Origin of the sequence: Kosakonia sp. H02 (genome assembly GCA_030704225.1) — a bacterium.
Lineage (GTDB): Bacteria > Pseudomonadota > Gammaproteobacteria > Enterobacterales > Enterobacteriaceae > Kosakonia.
The window spans coordinates 2,437,773-2,457,291 of the sequence record CP131915.1 but is presented as its reverse complement, the minus strand read 5'-3'; the positions used below and the strand labels follow the sequence as shown (position 1 = coordinate 2,457,291).

The window sequence follows — 19,519 nt, the reverse complement described above, 5'->3', positions numbered from 1 at the left end:
AGGGCTCTGAGTTTTTTTAAATAATTAGCCCTGATCATAAGACCAGGGCTAACAAGTAAAAACTGCCTGCGATATTAGCGTTTACTTACGTGTTGGCTTTTTCTAAAACCTCAGTTTTATTATCCAGCCTTCTATTCTTGAAATACATCTCGACTTCTTCAAGAGTTTTTCCACCCGTTTCCGGGACGAAGAAGCTGAATATTGTGTAGGCAACACAGATTCCTGAGAATATCCAGAATGTTGCTGAGGCTCCTAATCCATTCAACATGGGAAGCGAGAAAATGGCAATAACCAGGTTGGTCGTGAAAATAACAAATATTGATAAACTCGTCGCTTTTGCTCTGGCCCGTAAAGGTGAGATTTCTGAAATTATCAGGAAGCCCAGCATGCCCGGACTGACCGCGTACATGATGATATAAAAAACGAGTGAACTAAAAGCAATCCAGTTGCTGCCCGGGAACGCAGGTATTGAGAAAATAACCGCAAGGATCGCCAGACTTATCGTCAGACCAATGGCGCCAAATATTAATAATGGACGTCTGCCAACTTTCTCTATTATCAGCATCCCGACAATAGTAAACAGGACGTTTGTTATTCCCAGACCAAATGTTCCTATCCATGAAGCAGAAGAGGTAAAACCGCTGGACTGAAGAATTTGAGGGGCAAAATAGATAACCAGATTAATACCGCAGGCGTTTGAGAAAAATGCCACTAAAACGCCAATAGCAATCATCGGTCTGACATGCCCACGAAAAAGATCGCCCCAGCGCATATCCACATTTTCAATCGCATTCAACCGTTGAGTTTCATTAATTTCTTCTTCAACGTCATCCGTTCCTCTTAATTTTTTTAATGTCCGCTTTGCTAAATCTCTGCGGTTTGTGGCAATGAGCCAGCGTGGCGACTCAGTGACAAACATCACTCCAATTGCCAGAATAACGCCTAATATTCCGGCGATGCCGACCGGCATACGCCATTCAGCATGGCTATCGGCCACCATATTTACACCATATGCCATGACGATCCCAACGGTAATCATCAACTGGAACGAAGTGACTAATACGCCACGGATTTTAGCAGGCGACAGCTCGGCAATATAAACAGGAACAAGAACAGATGACGCGCCGACACCAATACCCTGAAGAATACGCGCAAAGATAAGTAACTCAATTTGATGACTAAAACCTGATACAGCCGCGCCTGCGGCAAAGCAGAGCCCCGCAGCGAGGAGGTTCACTTTTCGCCCATACTTATCTGCAAGTGGGCCCGCAGCAAGAGAACCAATCATGGCACCAAGCAGTGACATGCTGACAACGATACCCTGCATCAAATCGTTAATGTGAAACTCTTTACCAATTAGCGGGATTACACCGCCGATAATACCCGTGTCATAGCCAAATATAATTCCTCCGACGGAAGATATAATGACTGAAAGAATAATAAAAATACTGATTTTTGTGCCGTGATGAAGATTTGAGACTGCTCTTTTTTTTAATTGTCCCATGATGCCCCCTGTCTGTTATATATCATTAGCTAAGTGCAGGAATAACTATCGCCCCAAGCGCGCCAGCAGTATCACCTAATTCTGAGGGCACTACTTTTATGTTAATAGCATAGGCATCTGCACGTGTGAGTGACTCTTCTAATCCTGTTCTGAATAGCGGGTAATAATGAGCCGCACTTCCACTGAGAATAGTGAGATCCGGACCGTATAACGTTAATAAAGTGACAAGCCCTCTACCGAGATAATTGCCATAACGATGAAAGATATTCGCCACGTCCTCTCTTTCCTCTGCCATCGATTTATAAAATTGGATGTCATTCTTTTCAAAAGGATACTCCGGCAGCAGTGCTTCAAGATTTTGTTGAAGCCAGCTTCGCGAGGCGAGCATCTCCCAGCATCCCCGTAAACCGCAATAACAAGTATTAGGATTACCTGATACGGGAATATGCCCTGCCTCAGGATGTTGCCCATCGCTCGTGCGAAAAGGTTTGCCATTATCAAGTAATGCCACGCCAATTCCCGTTCCGAGTGTCACCATTAATAGCCGCTTACTGTTTTTACCTACGCCAAAATAATATTCGCCTAACACAGCTGCGACTGCATCGTTATCAATACTCACCTTAACGTTAAGTAATTTTTGCAGTTCACTCACTAACGGGAAAAATGAGAAACACTCAAGCGTATCTTTATTATTAATAATCCCTGAAGTGGTATCTACCGGCCCACTTGCGCCGATTCCTAAACTTACGAGTTTCATACCCTCCGGTATTAGCGCGAGAATATGAGAAGCCAGAAGTGCAGAACGCGCGTTTTGTTCGACATTGTTAAATAAAGCCGTTGGGATGGTTTTTGTATTCAGCGTTCCACTTTCACCCTGAATGATAATACGGGTGCCGGTTCCCCCAAGATCGACACCTGCTTTTACCGTGTTGATAAGCTCTGTCATACCGCCACCGTAATTTTTTGCCCGTAGAGGAACTGCCCCGGAACGAAACCATTTTGTCTGGCCAGTTCCACGGTTAAATGCTCGATATAAACGAAGCCGCAGAGTAACTGACACAGTTCATCGCCTTCAGGTACTGATAACAGCGTCGAACCGGCATAACTGGCTTCACCGATGGTGACGACCGTTGTTCCATTGGCTTGCATTTCCGTCGCAAGGCGCTTGAGTGTTTCATCGCCGGGTTTTCCGAGCAGGATGGCGAGCATGCCTTTACCGGAGGTTTCCAGCGGACCGTGGCGGAACTCTCCGCCAATAAACCCTTCCGCGCTGACTTTTGAGGCTTCTTTGGTGATCAGTGCGCCGGTCAGCGCGCTTGATGCAAATGAGCCGGTGCCAATGTAGGCAACGCGAGGGCGTGCATGGCTGAACAAGGATTCCGCCATTCCCGCAATGTACTGATTAGCGATAATCAGCGAACGGATAACAGGAACAACACTTTTTACCGTGTTACAAACTGGTTTCTCGTCCTCGCCCAGCAAAACAGCCAGTGTTCTGTGGCTGGCAATTAAGGTATTGAGATAGCTTTTTGAGCTAACGGTTGCCTCATCGCCGCTGTTGAGGGCAATAAGAATGTCTGCTTTTTTACCCAGTTCGCTTTGTGGATCGTTGGTTAAGCCAATCAGCGTGCGGGGACGAATGCCTTTTTCAAGCAGGGCAACAATCTCACCGCTCATGCCAGATTGTGATGTCGCCCACAAAAGCGTGTTTTCTGTCACCAGCGTTGGCATATCCAGAAGACGACCAGCATCCACTCTCCATACCGGATAACCTTTGGCAATCAGCGTACGTTCGACAGGAATCAAACCATAATCTGACGAACCCATGCCAGTGAGAATAATTCGGTCATAACTGGTTAATTTAATGGCTTTTAATGCTTCCGGTAGGGGCGTTTCCAGCTGCGCCAGAATAGCCTCGGGTTGCATTGCAATGTCGCTTTCGTATGGAGTTTTCATAGCACTCTCGTTGTCTGGTTAGATATTCACCTACAACCTACATGCACGATATCGTGCATGTCAATGCACGTTTTCGTTTAATGTGAAGTGCTATCATTTTTTACTTATAACGAAGGTTGTGTGTATAACTTACTGAATATAATCTTATTTATAAAGATATGAGAGCTATCATTGTTTGCACGTATCCGTGAGAGGGAAGAAAATGCTTGCGCAAGAAAGACGGAAAAAGATCCTTTCTATGTTGGTTTCAAATGGTTATCTGAACGCCAATCAACTGGCAGATGTTTTTGAAGTGGATAGCTCAACAATCAGAAGAGATTTGATGCATCTGGAAAAGGCGCAAAAAATTGTCAGGACCCATGGCGGCGTGTTGCCTGTGCTTTCATCGGAAGGACAAGATACGCCTTACAGCATCCGGCGTGGACGAAATCACGAGCAGAAGTCGGCTATTGGCAAATATGCGGCGTCGCTAATAGCGGATGGTGACTCGGTTATTCTGGATAATGGCTCGACAGTTTATGAACTTGCCGCGTGTCTGATATACAAAAAAGATCTGACGGTGATTACCAATGATCTCAACATTGCGATGCTGCTCAGCCAGTATCCGGCTATCAATCTGAACGTGACGGGTGGGGTAGTTGTGGGAAACGCCTATACGTTGGTTGGTCCCGACGCAACAAGAAAGTTCAGTGAAGTACATGCAGACTGGGCATTCCTCGGGGCTGAAGGTGTCCACCCCGAAGCAGGTATTACGAATGTCAACGCGATTGAACTACCGACGAAGAAAGCGATTCTCAATGCGGCAACAACGCGTGTGGTGCTAGCGGATACGTCAAAATTAGGTTATCGGGCGCTTTCACATGTTTGCGATATCAAGGATATCGACATGATCATTACAGACATGAAGAAAAAAGATAAGGCTGGCGCTTTATATGGCGGCAAATTGAAATACGCCGTTGGGTGAGGGGCATGCTTTGTTGAGGGCTGTCCCACCTTTCAGCGCGAAGCAAGGCGCTTTCGCAACATGCGGCAGGACAGTCATCAATAGCCTGGCTTGTCGGGCTCTGTGAAAAAGTGACGCCCATATTCCGTGTTCGTGGCAAAAAAAATAGCTCTGCTAAGGCACAAGCGAGACACTCGCGGACAGCCCTGCCACTAACTCAACCCCCTCGGGTAATGTATCAATATGAATGCGTACCGGTACTCGCTGCGCAAGCCGCACCCAGTTAAAGGTGGGGTTGACATCTGGCAGGCCAAGCCCGCCGGTCTCGTCATTGCTGTCACCGATACCGTGGCCGATGCTTTCCACATGGCCGGTTAGCACAGGCTCAAATCCCATCAGCGCGATCTGTGCAGTATTCCCCACCCGAATATGGCGCAGCTTCGTCTCCTCAAAATAGCCAACAATCCAGAAACTGTTCGCATCGATAATGGCAACTTTTGTCACGCCGGCGGTTGCATAGTCACCGGGGCGAAGCCGGAGGTGCGTGACATAGCCCGCGACCGGTGAGCGAACGGTGGCGTGGGATAAATTGAGCTGCGCCAGTTCCAGTTCGGCCAGCGCCCGGTGGTAATTTGCCACCGCAACGCTTGCCGCACTGTCTGTTTGTTGCAAATCTTCTTTCGAAATAACGCCTTTGATCTGAGCGCGTCGTCTGGCCGCATCCTGGCGCATTACCATCTCGTGACGTTGAGCCTCGACGTCCGCTTGTGCGCTGGTCACCGCCAGCTTCAACCAGTGCGCATCTATCGCATAGAGGACATCGCCACGATTAACCCACTGATTATCCTTTACCGCCACACTGTTGACTGGCCCGGAAACATCAGGCGCAATCTGCACCACATCAGCACGCACCCGGCCATCCCGGGTCCAGGGCTGCTGCGCATAATGTTTCCACATCATAAAAGCCAGCAGAGTGGCGACCACGACGGCGCTTAACGTAAGCGCATAGCGGCTTAACAACGAGAGAAATGATTTCATGCGAATAACCCCAGCGCGTTCAAACCCTGCATCAGCAGGAAAAAGGTAACAACATAGAGTGAGAAACCCAGCAATGGGCGACAAGGCAAACGACGATAGCGTCTACTAAAAGTAAGAAGAGGCACGAATAACAGCGTGCAAAACAGGGCAACAAGCGCGATAACCAGCAGGCCGGGGAAGAAAACCCCACCGATATTGACGTCATTAATCATCAGCTTGCCCCGTATGCGGTTCTCGTAATGCGCAGTGCAGATCAATCAGTCTGTCGATGAACAGGCGCGATTGTTCATGCGCCGTATAAATGCCAATCAGGGATTCAATACGCTGGCGTAAGAGTGCGGTATCTGGCTCGCGGGTGAGCAGAGTAAGTAACGCGTTAATGTCTTTGGCTTTTTCACTGCCGGTCGGCGTATCAAAACGGCGTAAGTGCATGATGGAGAGGCCAATACGCAGATAATGCAACATCTGGTCAAGCGCCTGCCCTGATGCTTGCTCGCTCCGCTGTAAGCGCGGCAGTAACAGCGCGGTTCTGTCGATCATCAGGTTCGTCCAGTGCACTTCGTCGGGTGCAAAAACGCCTTTCACGCTGCGCCTGATGTCGCGCCTGCAAATGCGTAGCAGGCGGTTTATGGCAGAGTCCGCCTGCACCGTTTGCAGCAAACCCATACTGATCACCGCAAAACCGGTCGCGGAGAATAATGCAACGGCGGTGTTGACAGCCACGGCGAAGTCCCCGCTGTAGTGGGCGCCTAACTCGCACAAAATAGGCAGCGTCAGCGTGATCCCCATCGCCATAAAGGTGGTGGGCGGTCGCGCCTGTAGCGATCCGGCCAGCAGATATACCGGTGCAAGAACCGCAACCAGCACAGAAAACTCGGTTACCTGGGGAAGAAGGGCAAAGCTGTAGATCAGGCTTATCAGCACGCCCCAGACGGAACCGACAATATATTTGATAATGTGCGGGGCCGGGGTGTCGAAACTGCCAAACAGCGTGCAACAGACCCCAAGAATAGAAACCGCCGTGCCGCCATCAGGCCAGGCAGAGTAAATCCAGAGCAGGCAGCCGCTCAGTATGATGACGAACGCGCCGAGCGCAGTGCGTGCCGCAGTAAGGCGATCGCGATGAAAAACGTAGCCTTTCACCGCTTGCATCTGCACCGGTTTCGCGTGATGGAGCGCTTCAGAAAGGCGCTCGCATTGCGCCAGGAGGGTGATTGCCTCCGTCAGGTGGCGGGTAAAGCTCGCTTGCAGCGCGTCTTCAAACGTCAGCGGTTTTGACGCGAATTGTGCCGTTAACGCCTCACTGCGCGCTTTCAGCGTGGCTGCCGTTGTTTTTCGCTCCCCTTCATCTTCACAGGTAAGCCAGTGCAGCACATCTTCCAGCAGCCTCTGCATGTCGGCAGGTAGCGTCGTTATCATCTGCATGCGATCGCGTAATTCACAGTTCACGATTAACAATCGCGCCAGCTTGTCATGGATAAGTTTTCTGGCGTTGCGGGCAGGGGCGGAGAGCGCAAAATCGTAGGGAATATGGTGGCTTATGCCTTCCAGGAACTGCAACGCCAGCGCCAGCCGCAGGTTTCCTGAGGCCTCATCAGGCCTGCCTGCTAACGTGTCCGCCACCCGCTGGCGCGCTGAGCGCAGCGTTTCCGCTATCTTGCTGTTGAACAACCCGGAGATGCGCTTTGGCAACACATACCGGTGAATAAGCGCTGCGCAGAGGATACCAATCGCGATCTCCTCCACCCGCGTAATGGCGGTATCAAATATCGCACCGGGCTCAAATACTGCGGGAAAGCCAATCAGGCTCGCGGTGTAACCGGCTAATACAAAGGCATACGCGCGCGGCGTGCGTTCAAGCAGGGACAGGTACAGACAAAAAGTGATCCAGCCGGTGAGTACTACACTGCAAAAGAGAGGCATATTCACGAACGTGGGTACAATCAACACCGTCGCCCCTGCGCCAATGACCGTTCCGGCCAGGCGATAGACGCTTCTGCTCACTGACGCGCCAACCGAGGTTTGCGAGACAATATAAACGGTAATAATTGCCCAGGACGGCTTTTCAAGGCCTATCGATAAGGCGATGTAATACGCGAGCATCGCGGCGGCAAAACTCTTGATGGAATACAGCAAGGCATTGGCATCGCTTAGCAAGCGGGATGAAGCCAGCGCTGCGCCTGCACGGCGGAACACGACATATATTGCCCGCATAAAACGGAAGTGGCTGAAGTCTGGTTTGTTCATGCCGGGGATTATTACCGGCTTGCGTGCTTCCTTAAATACTCTATTCTGTCAAAAAATCCCTAAATGTTGCCAATGATATGAAGCCCCAGTCTGCCACGCTGTTGTTTGACCCTGATGCCACGCCATGCCCGGCCGTCGCGCGGCATCTTGATTTCGTTGATTACGAAGCCGAAGTGCCGGTTCATACCCATCGCAAGGGGCAATTAATTATTGCGCTGTACGGTGCTGTGATCTGTCGTGCGGAAAATGAGATATGGATAGTGCCGCCTCACTGCGCGATGTGGATCCCCGGCGGCATTCCCCATAGCGCCAAAGCCACCTGGAACGCGCATCTTAATTATTTATTTATTGAACCCGGCGCCGCAGCACTCCCGGACAGATGTTGCACCCTGGCGATTTCGCAGTTGGTTCGGGAATTAGTGGATCGCCTGACCCACGAGGCGGTGGATTACCTGCCGGATAGCCACGCAGCCAGGCTGACCAGAGTGACACTGGATGAATTAGCCACCATGCCGCAGCAAAAATTCAGTTTGCCGGTGTCTGCGCATCCCAAAATACGTGCTATGGCTGATACGCTGGTCAGCCATCCTGACGATCGCAGCACCTTTAAAGCGTGGGCGAAGCGACTGGCGCTCAGTGAACGGTCATTAGCAAGATTGATGTTGCGCGAAACGGGACTCAGCTTCGGGCGATGGCGTCAGCAACTGCATTTGATTATTGCGCTACAGGAACTGGCCAGCGGCGTATCGGTACAAAACGTGGCGGCGAAATTGGGGTATGAATCCGTTAACGCCTTTATCACCATGTTCAGGAAAGCGATGGGCAGCACACCCGCGCACTATTTTGCGAAGCGAAAAGCAGAATAAAAAAGCGTGACGCCCACGCTGATGTTTTTAACGCGCGCGGCGCAAAATCCCTGCATCAATCGCAGCAACATCGGTCTTGCCGCAAAATGCCATCGACAAATCGAACTCATTACGAATGATATTGAGCGCCATGGTGACACCGCTTTCGCCGAGCGCCCCTAATCCATACAGCATACTGCGCCCGATATAGGTGCCTTTCGCCCCCAGCGCAATCGCTTTCAGCACATCTTGCCCGGACCGTATCCCGCCGTCGAAATGGACTTCAATATCTTCGCCCACCGCCGCGACAATCTCCGGCAACACGCTAATCGAGGACGATACCCCGTCCAGTTGCCGCCCGCCGTGATTGGAGACAATCAGCGCATCGGCACCCGCTGACACCGCCAGACGCGCATCTTCCTCATCCATAATGCCCTTCACAATCAGCTTGCCGCCCCAGCGCTGTTTAATCCACTCGATATCCTGCCAGCAGAGGCGCGGATCGAACTGTTGCGCGGTCCACTCCACCATCGCATCAATGTTATCAACGCCGCTGGCATGACCAATGATATTGCCAAAGTTGCGGTTGCGTGTGGCGAGCATCTTGCGCCACCAGCGCGGTTTGCTGGCAATATTAAGAACATTGCGCAGAGTCATTTTCGGCGGCGTCGACAGGCCATTTTTGATGTCTTTATGGCGCTGACCGAATACCTGGAGATCCATGGTAACGACCAGCGCGCCGCAGTTGGCGGCTTTCGCGCGATCGATAAGATTTGCGACAAACTGGCGATCGCGCATGACATAGAGCTGAAACCAGAAGGGATGGTAATCCGTTGCCCGCGCCACCGCTTCAATCGAACAAATGCTCATGGTGGAGAGCGTAAAAGGGATGCCGAACGCTTTCGCCGCACGCGCCGCAAGGATTTCGCCGTCGGGGTGGATCATGCCGGTTAACCCGGTGGGCGCAATAGCGACTGGCATCGTAACGGCGTGTCCGAGCATCATGCTGGCCGTGCTGCGCCCGGCAATATCGACCGCCACGCGCTGGCGAAACTCAAGGCGACGTAAATCCGCTTCGTTAGCGTGATAGCTATATTCGGTCCAGGAGCCGGCATCCACATAGTCATAAAACATTTTTGGCACCCGCTTACGCGCCAGTAGCCGGAGTTCTTCAATACAGGTAATGGTCACAGCGGTTATCCAATAAGCTGTGGCTAAATAACGGGTATTTAGCCACGGGCGATGATGAGAATAAGTACTCAGGCAATTAAGATTTTACGTAGTCGGTATAGGCGTTCTGCAAAACAATATGATCGGCAATGTATTTAGCGTCATGCCACACGCCGTAAATAAATGACGATGCCCGGTTGACTAAATTTGGCAGGCCGAGGAAATAAATACCGCGCTCGGCGGAAATACCGCGTTTATGGAACGGCAGGCCTTTTTCGTCGAAGGCATCAACCTGCAACCAACTGAAATCAAATTTAAAACCCGTCGCCCAGATAATCGTGGTAATACCCGCTGCGGCGATATCGAGTTGCGTCAGCGGATTGAGCAGACACGCCGGATCCGGCAGTAACTCCCACGCCTGCGGCTCCGGAGGCAGATCCAGCCCGTTGCGTTCAATGTAGGCATCCGCATCGCGCAGTACGTCAAAGTAGGCTTTATCGCCCGCCGCGATATTCTCACTCAGCCCTTCGGCAAAGCTCAGCACACCGTTATCCCAGCTTTTGGTGATGCCCACCAGCGTAATGCCCATATGCGCCAGGCGGCGGAAATCCACGGTTTTCCCCCCTTCGTAGCCGCTCACCGCGAAGGCCACGTGCTCTTTTTTCGGCTTTATTTTAACTTCATCCCACAGACCGAGCGCGCCGAGCCACCAGCAGTAATCACGGTCGCGGTAAGAACGCGGCGGACGATAATGTTCACCGACCGAGAGATAAACATCACGGCCCGCTTTACGCAACTCCTCGGCAATTTGCGTCCCGGAAGCGCCCGCGCCCACCACCAGCACACCGCCTGCGGGCAGTTGCTGCGGGTTTTTGTAGACAGAAGAGTGGATCTGGTGCAGCCCGGCGCTTTCCGGCACGATCTGCGGTACTGACGGCTTCTGGAACGGGCCGGTGGCGGCCACAACATTGTTGGCCTCAAATTCACCGGCAGAGGTCACTACTTTAAATCCGCTGCGTCCTGCCAGGCGCACCACCTGATGCACTTCAACGCCGGTGCGCACTGGCGCATCAAGCATCTTTGCGTAGTCTTCAAAATACTGAGCCATGCGCTCTTTCGGCGGGAAGGCTTCCTGGGAAATATTGTCGAATTTCAGCGACGGAAAGCGGTCATGCCAGGCCGGGCCGTTCGCCACCAGCGAATCCCAGCGTTCAGAGCGCCAGCGCTCAGCGATGCGGCTGCGCTCCAGTACGGCGTGCGGCACGCCCATCAGCGCCAGATGTTCACTCATGGCAATACCGGCCTGACCTGCGCCGACAATAACGGTATTAATTTTTTCTACTGACATGTTGAATCCCTAAATATAAGCGGCCCTCGATAGTGATATCGCCAAGGGTAATCGGGTGCCGTATTAATGGTAATCACGCTTTTTAAATGCAGCGCTTCGGAAAATCCAAAGCGCATTCATTCACCGTTTATTAATGTCTGGCTTCAACGTTTAATATTTTCCCCAGCCCTAAAAACTTATTGGCAATAATTAACATCGCTGCGGTTACGGCAATATAAATTACCGACAGCGCCGCCAGTGTCGGGTCAGCAAATTCACGCACATAGTTGTACATCGCGACCGGTAACGTCTGTGTGGCCTGGGTTGTAATAAACAGTGACGCGGTAAATTCGTTAAAAGAGAGGATCGCGGCGAACAGCCAGCCGCCGAACAGACCGGGCAAAATCAGCGGCACGGTGATGGTCCACACCACGCGTAGCGGCGATGCGCCAAGGCTTGCCGCCGCCAGCTCAATGCGCTGTTCAAGGTTTTTTAGCGATACATACACACTGCGCAGCACAAACGGCAGGACCAGCACGATATGGCAGAAAATCACCAGCGGATAACCGCGTCCCAGGTTGAGTTGCGATACCAGCATCAACAGACCCAGGCCAATGGTGAAATGCGGGATAAACAGCGGCGACAGCAGGATCCCTTCCAGCACCTGCTTGCACGGGAATGCATAGCGTTCAATGGCAATTGCCAGCGTGGTGCCGATGATCACCGCCAGCGACGAGGCCCATGCGGTGACAATCAGCCCGGAGTAGAAGCCGTGACGGAAATCATCGTAATTTACCGCCCGTTCGAACCAGCGCAGCGACCAGCCTTTTGGCGGAAAGAACAACACGGCGGTGCTGCTGAACGAGGAGATAAACACCACGATAGTGGGCAGCATCACAAAGATCAGAATAGCGACGACCAACAGGCGGCCCGCCAGCGTCGTCAGTTTGTCATTCATCGAACGGGTCATATCAATGCTCCCCCATCGCGTGCAGGAATCGGGTCATTCGTTTCAGCGCCACCAGTAACAGGATGGTGAGGATCAAACCGGCAATGCTCAGGGCGGCGGCAAACGGGAAGTTCATCGACGAGAAACCCAGTTGATAGACCATGGTTGCCACCGTGCTGACGCGTCCGCCGCCAATAAGTTGCGGTGTGGCGAAGGCGCTAAACGTCCAGGCAAACGCCGTGGTCAGGCTGGCGACAATACCGGGGATAGACAATGGGATCGTCACGGTCAGCAAGGTGCGAATGGGGCCAGCGCCAAGGCTGGTGGCGGCTTTCTCGTAATCAGGATTAATGTGCGATAACGCGGTCGCCAGCATCAACACCATGATCGGCATGGTGACGTGCACCAGCGCCAGCACCACGCCGGTTTGCGTAAACATAAACTGAATCGGTGTGGAGATAACGCCCAACGCCAGCAGCAGGCTATTCAGAAAGCCGCTGTTACCCAGCACGATAATCCACGAATAGGTGCGCACGACTTCGCCGAGAAACAGCGGCGTAATGGCGATAATCAAAATAGTGGATTTGATCCACGTGGTGCGGGTGCGCACCAGGGCATACGCCAGCGGATAACTCATCAGCAGGCCAAAGAGAGCGGTTTTGGCGCTGAGCATAACGGTGTTAATAAAGGCATCGGCATAGACGCTTTTGAACAGGCCGTTGAAGTTCGCCAGGGTAAAACCGCCCACATCGAGCGAACCGGGAATATAGGCGCGCACGCTGAACTGCATCACCGCGAACATCGCGACAACCAGCCCGATTGCGGTCAGCGTGGCGGGAAGAATGAACCAGGGTAAAAATGTCGGTTTTCTCGTCATAGACGTGCTGCCTGTAATGTGTTGCCGGTAGAAACAGGGCGGCCCGCAAGCCGCCCGGTAAATCAATGAGACATGATGTTTTCAGAGAACCATTGACGCCACTCTGCGGTTTTCTCCGCACGCAGTTGCGGGTCGGTATTGATGGTGGCATTCCACTGTTCAGGCGTGGTCAGCATGCCCGGCAGTTTCGCCAGTTCAGGATCGATATGTGCGTTGGAGACCGTTGGGCTGCCGTGATAAATCTTTGCCACCTGCGCCTGAATTTCAGGCTTCATGGCGATATTGATAAACTTATACGCGAGTTCGGTCTGTTTGCTGCCTTTGTTGATACCAATGGTATCGACGCCCAAAATCGCCCCCTCTTTGGGGATGGCCAGTTTGATGTCCACCCCTTCCGCCATCATGTTGTAGGCGTTCATTGACAGCATCACCTGTACCGGCGTTTCGCCAGTGGAGATCAACTGCTGGCTGTTGGCATCATCGGTATAGAAGGATTTGATATTCGGGATTAGCGCTTTCAGCTTCGCCTGGCCCTGCTGCCAGTGCGCCGCATCGGTGCCGGAGAGTTTGGCGGCAACGGCAATGATATGGCTCGGATCCCAGTCCGGCAGCGCCAGCGTGCCTTTCAGCTCTGGCTTCCACAGATCGTTCCAGCTCGCAAAGGTTTCACCTTTTGGCACCAGATCCGGACGATAGCCGATGGTGTAAACGTAGCCCCATACGCCAAGGTGATAAGGGCTGACTTTCGCCTGCTCTACCAGGTTCGCCGCGTTCGGGATTTTGCTCATATCGAGTTTTTCAAACAGGCCAGAGTTGGCATACAGATAGCCCACATGTGCCGTGGTAAAGGTCACATCCGTTTCAGGTGAACCGCCTGCCAGCTTGGCTTTGTTGAGACGATCGATGGTGCCACCCGTGACAAACTGCACCTCGACGCCGGTTTCTTTGGTGAATTCTTTCGCGATGGTTTCATCGATCAGATCTTTAAAGCCGCCGCCCCAGGTGCTGACAATCAGCTTGTCAGCGGCCATCGCATTTCCTGCGCTTAACACGCTGGTAGTCAACAACGTCAAGGCACAAATCTTACGCAACATATTCTCATCCCCATACATGAAATGGCTGTTGTAGCAATCTGAAACCCGGCGCGCCAAAACGGTGCAAACGGTGTTCCCTGGTGTGAAATCGATAATGACGGTGTGAGCGGGTTGCGTAAAACAGCCTTTTCCTCGTCGTTGCATCAGGATTTCTGACGCTAAAAAAGACGCTGCTTTGCAACGGATTTTCCTAACCAGTGATAAGGCAGAAGCGAAGGAGGGCGGTCACACAGGCCAGGTGATTATGCTGCTGTTTGCCTTTTGGCATGATAAGTGCAGGGAAAATGCACTATTAGAATGACTGGCGCGACATGATTGCGCCAGCGATCTCAGGAGAACCTGCATGCTCAGTCGCATCACCCAGCGTCAGCTGGAATATTTTGTCGCCTCCGGGGAGGCTGGCAGCATCATTGGCGCATCAGAACGTATCCACGTTTCATCGCCGTCGATCTCTGCCGCTATCACCCATATTGAATCTGAACTTGGCGTGCAGCTTTTTGTACGCCATCACGCGCAGGGCGTGTCGCTGACCGCCATCGGTCATCAGGTTCTGAAAGAGGCAAAGCTCATCCTGGAACAGATGATGAATCTCTATACGATTGCCTCGGAATCAATGAACAATGTGCGCGGCCCGCTGCGCGTGGGCTGTCTGGATACGCTGGCACCGATGCTGACACCCGAACTGGTGTTCGGCTTTGGTCGCGCCTTTCCCGGCGTGCGCATTACCCTTGTGGAAGGCAACCATGAACAGTTGCTGAAACAGTTGCGCACCGCCGATATCGACATCGCCCTGACTTATGATTTAGTCCCGGCTAACGACATTGCCTTTACGTCGCTGGCGCAACTGCCGCCGTATGTGATGGTGGGGGAACATCATCCGCTGGCGACGCAATCGGCGGTGACGATTCAGGATCTGGCGACGATGCCCATGGTGCTGCTGGATATGCCGTGGAGCCGGGAATATTTCCTCGGGCTGTTTAGTGAAGCGGGCGTTACGCCGAATGTGGTCATGCGCTCCAGCAATATGGAAGTGGTGCGCGCGATGGTGGCAAACGGCGTGGGGTTTGGTATCGCCAACGTGCGGCCAAAAGCGCACCTCTCCCAGGATGGCAAACGTCTGATCCGCGTGCGGCTGGCGGGGACGAACAGGGCGATGCAACTCGGTTACGCGACCGTGGCCCACACGCAGCACTCCATGGTGGTTAACGCCTTTGCCGAGCGCTGCCGCGTGTTTATCTCCGACCAGTATATTCCTGGCATGGCGGCACCGAGCTATTTCGATCCGCAGGTGGTGCGGGTGGCGTGACGCTGCGGCGCGGTTGTTAATTTAATAACCGCGCGCCGGGAATACCTGATTAGTCACCGGCTCACCGCGGGCGGCGCGCTGGATGTTTTCCGCGACCTGCTGCGCGGCGCTGGCAGGAATGGCGACGGACGCCAGATGCGGCGTGATCAATACATTGTCCATACGCCACAGCGGATCGTGCGGCGGCAGCGGTTCGCGATCGAACACATCCAGCGTGGCTTCGGCAATGTGTCCCGCGCGCAACGCGTCAGTCAGCGCGGCCTGGTCAACAATCGCCCCGCGCGACACATTGATGAACGCGGCGCCATGCGGCAGGCGCGCCAGCCGTTCAGCGCTGAGCAAGCCCGTGGTGTGCGGCGTGAGAGGCAGCATCACCACCAGAATGTCGCTCTGGCTGAGAAAATCATTCAGCGATTCCAGCCCGCTGCTACAGCCAATACCTGCAATCTCTTTTTGCGAGCGCGACCAGCCGCGCACGTCGAAGCCCTGTCGCGCCAGTTCCTGCGCCGCGTACGCGCCCAGTTCCCCCAATCCCAGCACGCCGACACGGATGCCGGAAGGCGCACGGGGATGCAGATAATGCCAGCGCCGTTCACGCTGCGCGCGCTCGAATGCCGGGATATCGCGCGCGTAGCGCAGCACGGCAAACAGCACATAACCGGCCATCATGCGCGCCATATCGGGATCGGACAGGCGAATAATCGGGATATCTGGCAGATCGTCGCGCCCCACCAGCGAATCGACGCCCGCGCCGAGATTCACCAGCAGCTTGAGGTTGCGGTAGGGCGCAAAGAACCCATGTGGCGGTTTCCATGCCAGCGCATAGTGCACGTCATCAGGTTGTTGCACCGTTTCGGCGCGGCAAATCGTCACGCCGGGCAAATGTGGTGCAAGTAACGCTGACCACTCTTCGAAGCTGTCGAATTCGCTGTAGAACACTAACGTACTCATGTAGCTCGTGTTCCCAGCAGGCTGACCACCGCATCAATAGCCAGTTCGTAACCGATGGCTCCCAGTCCGGCAATCACCCCGGTTGCCGCTTTCGACACCATGGAGTGATGGCGGAACGGCTCGCGCTGCCAGATGTTGCTCATATGCGCTTCAATGATCGGGCCATCAAACATCAGCAGCGCATCAAGGATCGGCACTGAACTATAGGTCAAACCCGCCGCGTTGATAATCAATCCTGCGGCTTCCTGGCGTGCTTGCTGGATCCAGTCGACCAGCACGCCTTCGTGGTTGCTCTGGCGAAAATGCAATATCACCCCGTGCGATTCGGCACGACGCTGGCAGCGCTCGCCGAGGCTGGCAAAACTGTCGCTGCCGTAGGTGCCGTTTTTATCCAGGCCATACAAATTGGCGTTCGGCCCATTGAGAAAATAGATCTGCTGTGACATGCCCACTCCTGATTAAACGTGCGGGCGCGTAGCGGCCATGGCCGGATGCGCATCGAAGGCAGCGAACCATGCGGCGGTAAGGGGATGGCTGGCGCGCCAGTTCAGTTCGGCAAAGCGGAAGTCGAGATAACCGAGCGCACAACCGAGGGCAATAAGCCCGATGTCGTTGGGTTTTTCGCTAAAACCGCTGACCTGACTTTCTATCTCTGACAGTGCGGCGGCGACTTTTTTCAGTTGCGCGTCGGCCCAGTTCTGCCACTGCTTTTCGGTCGGGCGGGTAGTGAATTCGTAGCGTGCCAGCAACGCGGCATCGATTATTCCATCGCCCAATGCCTGCCGTGCCAGGCTTTTCCAGCGCGCATCACCGTTTTCGGGGAATAAATCGCCCTGCGCACGCGCGTTGAGGTATTCGCAAATGACGCGGCTGTCATAGAGGCATAGCCCGCTTTCAGTGCGCAGCGCCGGGACTTTTGCCAGCGGATTAAACGCAGCAATACGTTCGTCGCGCTCGATGGGATGGGCGGCAGAATCCAGCCGTTCTATCTCATCATCCAGACCCAGCACCGTTGCGCAGACCATCACTTTGCGGACGTACGCGGAGGTAGTGGCAAAAAAGAGTTGCATCATGACGCCACCTGCAACAGCACTTTGCCGATGTTGGCGTTGGCCTCAAGGATGCGATGGGCGTCTGCGGCTTGCGCTAACGGTAAGGTTTGATAAACGGTTGGTGCGATTTTGCCTGCGGCAATCAGCGGCAGCAGATGCTTGCTGATGCACTGCGCCAGCCGCAGTTTCTCGGATGCGCTTTTCGGGCGCAGCGTTGAAGAGGTCAGGCTCAGCCCTTTACGCATCACCAGTTGCAGATCGAGCTCAATCTTTGCGCCTTGCATAAATGAAAGGCTGACATGGCGTCCGCCCGGCGCTAACACGCTCAGGTTGCGCGCCACGTAATCGCCACCGACGTTATCCAGCACCACATCCACACCCTGTCCCTGAGTTTCATCAACAATGACTGCGACAAAATCTTCGCTGTGGCGGTCGATGGCGCGCCAGACGCCGAGCTGTCGCAGTGCCGTAATCTTCTCCGCACCGCCTGCCGTCGCAATCACCCGCGCCCCGCAGGCCTGTGCGCATTGAATGGCGAATGTGCCCACGCCGCTGGCCGCACCGTGGATCAGCACGGTTTCGCCCGGCTGCAAGCGCCCCAGTTCAAACAGGTTATGCCACACGGTAAAGGCCGCTTCCGGCACGCCTGCGGCCTGCGCGAGCGGCAGGTTTTCCGGCACGGATAAACAGAGTTCGGCACGTGCGACACAGTAGTCGGCATAGCCGCCCCCGTTGAGCAGTGCCATCACCGGCGCGCCAACAGCAGGCGAATCAACACCCGCCCCCAGCGCCACCACGGTGCCGGAGACTTCCAGCCCCAGCACCTCTGTTACCCCCGGCGGCAACGGCATGCCGTTGCGTTGCAGGATATCGGGACGGTTCACGCCCGCGCTGGCGACGCGAATCAGCACTTCACCGGGTGCGGGCTGCGGAACGTTACGCTGCACCTGTTCTAACACCTCAGGGCCGCCCGGCTGGCGGGCAATCACCGCATTCATCATTTCAGGTATCATCTGCGCTTATCCCTGTTCCGTTGCGCTAAATGCGCACACGCCTTCGTCATCAACGCTCACGCCAACCAGGCTGCCGACGGGCCAGCGTGTCAGCGATTCCAGGCCAGACTGGCGCGCAAACAATGCGGCGCTACCCAGCGCAGGCACATCAAGATGCACATCGACATGATCGCCCTGAAAGACATGGGCGATTACCGTGGCGCTGAACAGCGAATGGGGGCCAAGCGGTGCCAGTTGAAGGTTTTCCGGGCGGACGTAGATGTTAAGGCGCTCGCCAATCGTGGCATGGACACGTTCCGCCGGCAGACGCAGCGCATTGCCGCCCAAATCCAGCATCGCAACGCCGTCACGACCCGCGTAGCGCCCCGGCAGAATGTTCACATCGCCAACAAACCCCGCGACAAACGGATCCTGTGGGCGACGGTAAATCTCATCCGGCGAGCCTATCTGGCGGACATGCCCCGCTGACATCACCACCACGCGATCGCTCATGCTTAGCGCTTCACCCTGATCGTGCGTAACGAATACGGTGGTGACGCCAAGCTTGCGCTGAATCGCTTTCAACTCCACCTGCATCGACAGGCGCAGGTTCTTATCCAGCGCGGAGAAAGGCTCATCCAGCAGCAGTACTTTGGGGCGGATCACCAGCGCACGCGCCAGTGCCACACGCTGCTGCTGACCACCAGAGAGTTCGCGTGGCTTGCGATGGCCGTAACCGGCAAGCTTCACCAATGCCAGCGCCTGCTCAACGCGTTCGGCAATCTCGGCTTTTGGCACGCCGCGCATCCGCAGGCCGTAACCCACGTTCTTTTCGACCGTCATATGCGGGAACAGGGCGTAGTTCTGAAACACAATGCCGATTTCACGCTGGTAAGGCGGTATATCCGTAACCAGATCACCATCAATAAAGATCTCGCCGCCATCTGCTTCGGCGAACCCTGCCATCAGGTTCAGCAGCGTGGTTTTGCCGCAGCCTGACGGGCCGAGCAGCGTGACAAATTCCCCTTCATCAATCGTCAGGGAAATTTTGTGTAATGCGATGGCGTCGCCAAAGCGTTTCAGTACGCCATCAAGCCGTACGGCAACGTTCGCTTTGTTCACGACGGGATGCAGCGTTTCGGGCTGCGGGAATGTGGTGACTTCTGCACTTACCATGGGATCTCCAGATACGGGCTATCAAATGCTTGTCACCAGCATACGGCGTAAGCGTGCATCACGCGGTTAGTGCTTCCTGAAGCTGGCGTTTG

General features: G+C 54.2%; 19 protein-coding genes. 3 read left to right on the top strand and 16 right to left on the bottom strand.

The annotated features are described in order from the left end of the window. Positions 1 to 85: 85 nt before the first annotated feature. From Q5705_11665 to Q5705_11655, 3 genes are read right to left on the bottom strand one after another with little or no spacing between them, the layout of a single operon-like run. Positions 86 to 1,504, bottom strand: coding sequence for a sugar porter family MFS transporter (locus Q5705_11665; protein WLI75257.1), 1,419 nt, complete (start codon positions 1,502 to 1,504; stop codon positions 86 to 88). A 25-nt stretch (positions 1,505 to 1,529) separates the two neighbouring features. After that, positions 1,530 to 2,450 carry an ROK family protein gene (locus Q5705_11660; GenBank protein ID WLI75256.1) on the bottom strand — a complete coding sequence of 307 codons (921 nt, stop codon included), beginning with the start codon at positions 2,448 to 2,450 and terminating at the stop codon, positions 1,530 to 1,532. Beyond that, complete coding sequence (locus Q5705_11655; GenBank protein WLI75255.1) at positions 2,447 to 3,460, bottom strand: SIS domain-containing protein; 1,014 nt, start codon at positions 3,458 to 3,460, stop codon at positions 2,447 to 2,449. The genes Q5705_11660 and Q5705_11655 overlap by 4 nt, the downstream gene beginning before the upstream one ends. Positions 3,461 to 3,662: 202 nt before the next feature. Here Q5705_11655 and Q5705_11650 point away from each other — a divergent pair, with 202 nt between their 5' ends. Beyond that, positions 3,663 to 4,424 (top strand): DeoR/GlpR family DNA-binding transcription regulator, encoded by a 762-nt coding sequence (locus Q5705_11650; GenBank protein WLI75254.1) that lies wholly within the window; start codon positions 3,663 to 3,665, stop codon positions 4,422 to 4,424. Between the two features lie 153 nt (positions 4,425 to 4,577). On the opposite strand, the gene Q5705_11645 is transcribed toward Q5705_11650, so the two are convergent. The 3 genes from Q5705_11645 to Q5705_11635 are packed head-to-tail and all read right to left on the bottom strand — an operon-like array spanning position 4,578 to position 7,655. Then, positions 4,578 to 5,441, bottom strand: coding sequence for an HlyD family secretion protein (locus tag Q5705_11645; protein ID WLI75253.1), 864 nt, complete (start codon positions 5,439 to 5,441; stop codon positions 4,578 to 4,580). Continuing rightward, positions 5,438 to 5,653 carry a DUF1656 domain-containing protein gene (locus tag Q5705_11640; protein ID WLI75252.1) on the bottom strand — a complete coding sequence of 72 codons (216 nt, stop codon included), beginning with the start codon at positions 5,651 to 5,653 and terminating at the stop codon, positions 5,438 to 5,440. Before Q5705_11640 ends, Q5705_11645 begins: the two co-directional genes overlap by 4 nt. Continuing rightward, a complete protein-coding gene (locus Q5705_11635) occupies positions 5,646 to 7,655 on the bottom strand; it encodes an FUSC family protein (GenBank protein WLI79019.1) in 2,010 nt (669 codons plus the stop codon). Before Q5705_11635 ends, Q5705_11640 begins: the two co-directional genes overlap by 8 nt. Before the next feature lie 110 nt (positions 7,656 to 7,765). On the opposite strand from Q5705_11635, the gene Q5705_11630 reads away from it, so the two are divergent. After that, positions 7,766 to 8,554 (top strand): helix-turn-helix transcriptional regulator, encoded by a 789-nt coding sequence (locus Q5705_11630; GenBank protein WLI75251.1) that lies wholly within the window; start codon positions 7,766 to 7,768, stop codon positions 8,552 to 8,554. Between the two features lie 27 nt (positions 8,555 to 8,581). Here the strand turns inward: Q5705_11630 and Q5705_11625 are convergent, their stop codons facing one another. The 5 genes from Q5705_11625 to Q5705_11605 form a co-directional block, all read right to left on the bottom strand. Continuing rightward, positions 8,582 to 9,724 (bottom strand): alpha-hydroxy acid oxidase, encoded by a 1,143-nt coding sequence (locus Q5705_11625; GenBank protein WLI75250.1) that lies wholly within the window; start codon positions 9,722 to 9,724, stop codon positions 8,582 to 8,584. Between the two features lie 76 nt (positions 9,725 to 9,800). After that, on the bottom strand, positions 9,801 to 11,051 hold the full coding sequence (locus tag Q5705_11620) for an NAD(P)/FAD-dependent oxidoreductase (protein ID WLI75249.1): 1,251 nt from the start codon (positions 11,049 to 11,051) through the stop codon (positions 9,801 to 9,803). A 130-nt stretch (positions 11,052 to 11,181) separates the two neighbouring features. Then, positions 11,182 to 12,000, bottom strand: coding sequence for an ABC transporter permease (locus tag Q5705_11615; GenBank protein WLI75248.1), 819 nt, complete (start codon positions 11,998 to 12,000; stop codon positions 11,182 to 11,184). A gap of 1 nt (position 12,001) precedes the next feature. After that, the gene (locus Q5705_11610; protein WLI75247.1) at positions 12,002 to 12,856 is read right to left on the bottom strand and encodes an ABC transporter permease; all 855 of its coding nucleotides are present in this window, start codon (positions 12,854 to 12,856) and stop codon (positions 12,002 to 12,004) included. A 62-nt stretch (positions 12,857 to 12,918) separates the two neighbouring features. After that, positions 12,919 to 13,950: an ABC transporter substrate-binding protein gene (locus Q5705_11605; protein WLI75246.1), complete on the bottom strand. Its 1,032-nt coding sequence runs from the start codon at positions 13,948 to 13,950 to the stop codon at positions 12,919 to 12,921. A gap of 343 nt (positions 13,951 to 14,293) precedes the next feature. Here Q5705_11605 and Q5705_11600 point away from each other — a divergent pair, with 343 nt between their 5' ends. Further along, entirely contained in the window at positions 14,294 to 15,256 is a 963-nt protein-coding gene (locus tag Q5705_11600) for a LysR family transcriptional regulator (GenBank protein ID WLI75245.1), read from the top strand. Positions 15,257 to 15,277: 21 nt separating this feature from the next. On the opposite strand, the gene Q5705_11595 is transcribed toward Q5705_11600, so the two are convergent. Genes Q5705_11595 through Q5705_11575 form a run of 5 tightly spaced genes read right to left on the bottom strand, consistent with a single transcriptional unit; the run spans position 15,278 to position 19,427 of the window. Further along, a complete protein-coding gene (locus Q5705_11595; GenBank protein WLI75244.1) occupies positions 15,278 to 16,207 on the bottom strand; it encodes a glyoxylate/hydroxypyruvate reductase A in 930 nt (309 codons plus the stop codon). Beyond that, complete coding sequence (locus tag Q5705_11590; GenBank protein WLI75243.1) at positions 16,204 to 16,653, bottom strand: type II 3-dehydroquinate dehydratase; 450 nt, start codon at positions 16,651 to 16,653, stop codon at positions 16,204 to 16,206. Before Q5705_11590 ends, Q5705_11595 begins: the two co-directional genes overlap by 4 nt. Before the next feature lie 12 nt (positions 16,654 to 16,665). Next, on the bottom strand, positions 16,666 to 17,280 hold the full coding sequence (locus Q5705_11585) for a glutathione S-transferase N-terminal domain-containing protein (protein ID WLI75242.1): 615 nt from the start codon (positions 17,278 to 17,280) through the stop codon (positions 16,666 to 16,668). Then, positions 17,277 to 18,272, bottom strand: coding sequence for an NAD(P)H-quinone oxidoreductase (locus Q5705_11580; protein ID WLI75241.1), 996 nt, complete (start codon positions 18,270 to 18,272; stop codon positions 17,277 to 17,279). Before Q5705_11580 ends, Q5705_11585 begins: the two co-directional genes overlap by 4 nt. 6 nt (positions 18,273 to 18,278) lie before the next feature. Next, the gene (locus Q5705_11575) at positions 18,279 to 19,427 is read right to left on the bottom strand and encodes an ABC transporter ATP-binding protein (protein ID WLI75240.1); all 1,149 of its coding nucleotides are present in this window, start codon (positions 19,425 to 19,427) and stop codon (positions 18,279 to 18,281) included. Positions 19,428 to 19,519: the final 92 nt, after the last annotated feature.

Coding starts and splice junctions, on each gene's coding strand:
- Q5705_11665 (WLI75257.1), bottom strand. CDS start 1,504: ATGGGACAATTAAAAAAAAGAGCAGTCTCAAATCTTCATCACGGCACA.
- Q5705_11660 (WLI75256.1), bottom strand. CDS start 2,450: ATGACAGAGCTTATCAACACGGTAAAAGCAGGTGTCGATCTTGGGGGA.
- Q5705_11655 (WLI75255.1), bottom strand. CDS start 3,460: ATGAAAACTCCATACGAAAGCGACATTGCAATGCAACCCGAGGCTATT.
- Q5705_11650 (WLI75254.1), top strand. CDS start 3,663: ATGCTTGCGCAAGAAAGACGGAAAAAGATCCTTTCTATGTTGGTTTCA.
- Q5705_11645 (WLI75253.1), bottom strand. CDS start 5,441: ATGAAATCATTTCTCTCGTTGTTAAGCCGCTATGCGCTTACGTTAAGC.
- Q5705_11640 (WLI75252.1), bottom strand. CDS start 5,653: ATGATTAATGACGTCAATATCGGTGGGGTTTTCTTCCCCGGCCTGCTG.
- Q5705_11635 (WLI79019.1), bottom strand. CDS start 7,655: ATGCGGGCAATATATGTCGTGTTCCGCCGTGCAGGCGCAGCGCTGGCT.
- Q5705_11630 (WLI75251.1), top strand. CDS start 7,766: ATGAAGCCCCAGTCTGCCACGCTGTTGTTTGACCCTGATGCCACGCCA.
- Q5705_11620 (WLI75249.1), bottom strand. CDS start 11,051: ATGTCAGTAGAAAAAATTAATACCGTTATTGTCGGCGCAGGTCAGGCC.
- Q5705_11615 (WLI75248.1), bottom strand. CDS start 12,000: ATGACCCGTTCGATGAATGACAAACTGACGACGCTGGCGGGCCGCCTG.
- Q5705_11610 (WLI75247.1), bottom strand. CDS start 12,856: ATGACGAGAAAACCGACATTTTTACCCTGGTTCATTCTTCCCGCCACG.
- Q5705_11605 (WLI75246.1), bottom strand. CDS start 13,950: ATGTTGCGTAAGATTTGTGCCTTGACGTTGTTGACTACCAGCGTGTTA.
- Q5705_11600 (WLI75245.1), top strand. CDS start 14,294: ATGCTCAGTCGCATCACCCAGCGTCAGCTGGAATATTTTGTCGCCTCC.
- Q5705_11595 (WLI75244.1), bottom strand. CDS start 16,207: ATGAGTACGTTAGTGTTCTACAGCGAATTCGACAGCTTCGAAGAGTGG.
- Q5705_11590 (WLI75243.1), bottom strand. CDS start 16,653: ATGTCACAGCAGATCTATTTTCTCAATGGGCCGAACGCCAATTTGTAT.
- Q5705_11585 (WLI75242.1), bottom strand. CDS start 17,280: ATGATGCAACTCTTTTTTGCCACTACCTCCGCGTACGTCCGCAAAGTG.
- Q5705_11580 (WLI75241.1), bottom strand. CDS start 18,272: ATGATACCTGAAATGATGAATGCGGTGATTGCCCGCCAGCCGGGCGGC.
- Q5705_11575 (WLI75240.1), bottom strand. CDS start 19,427: ATGGTAAGTGCAGAAGTCACCACATTCCCGCAGCCCGAAACGCTGCAT.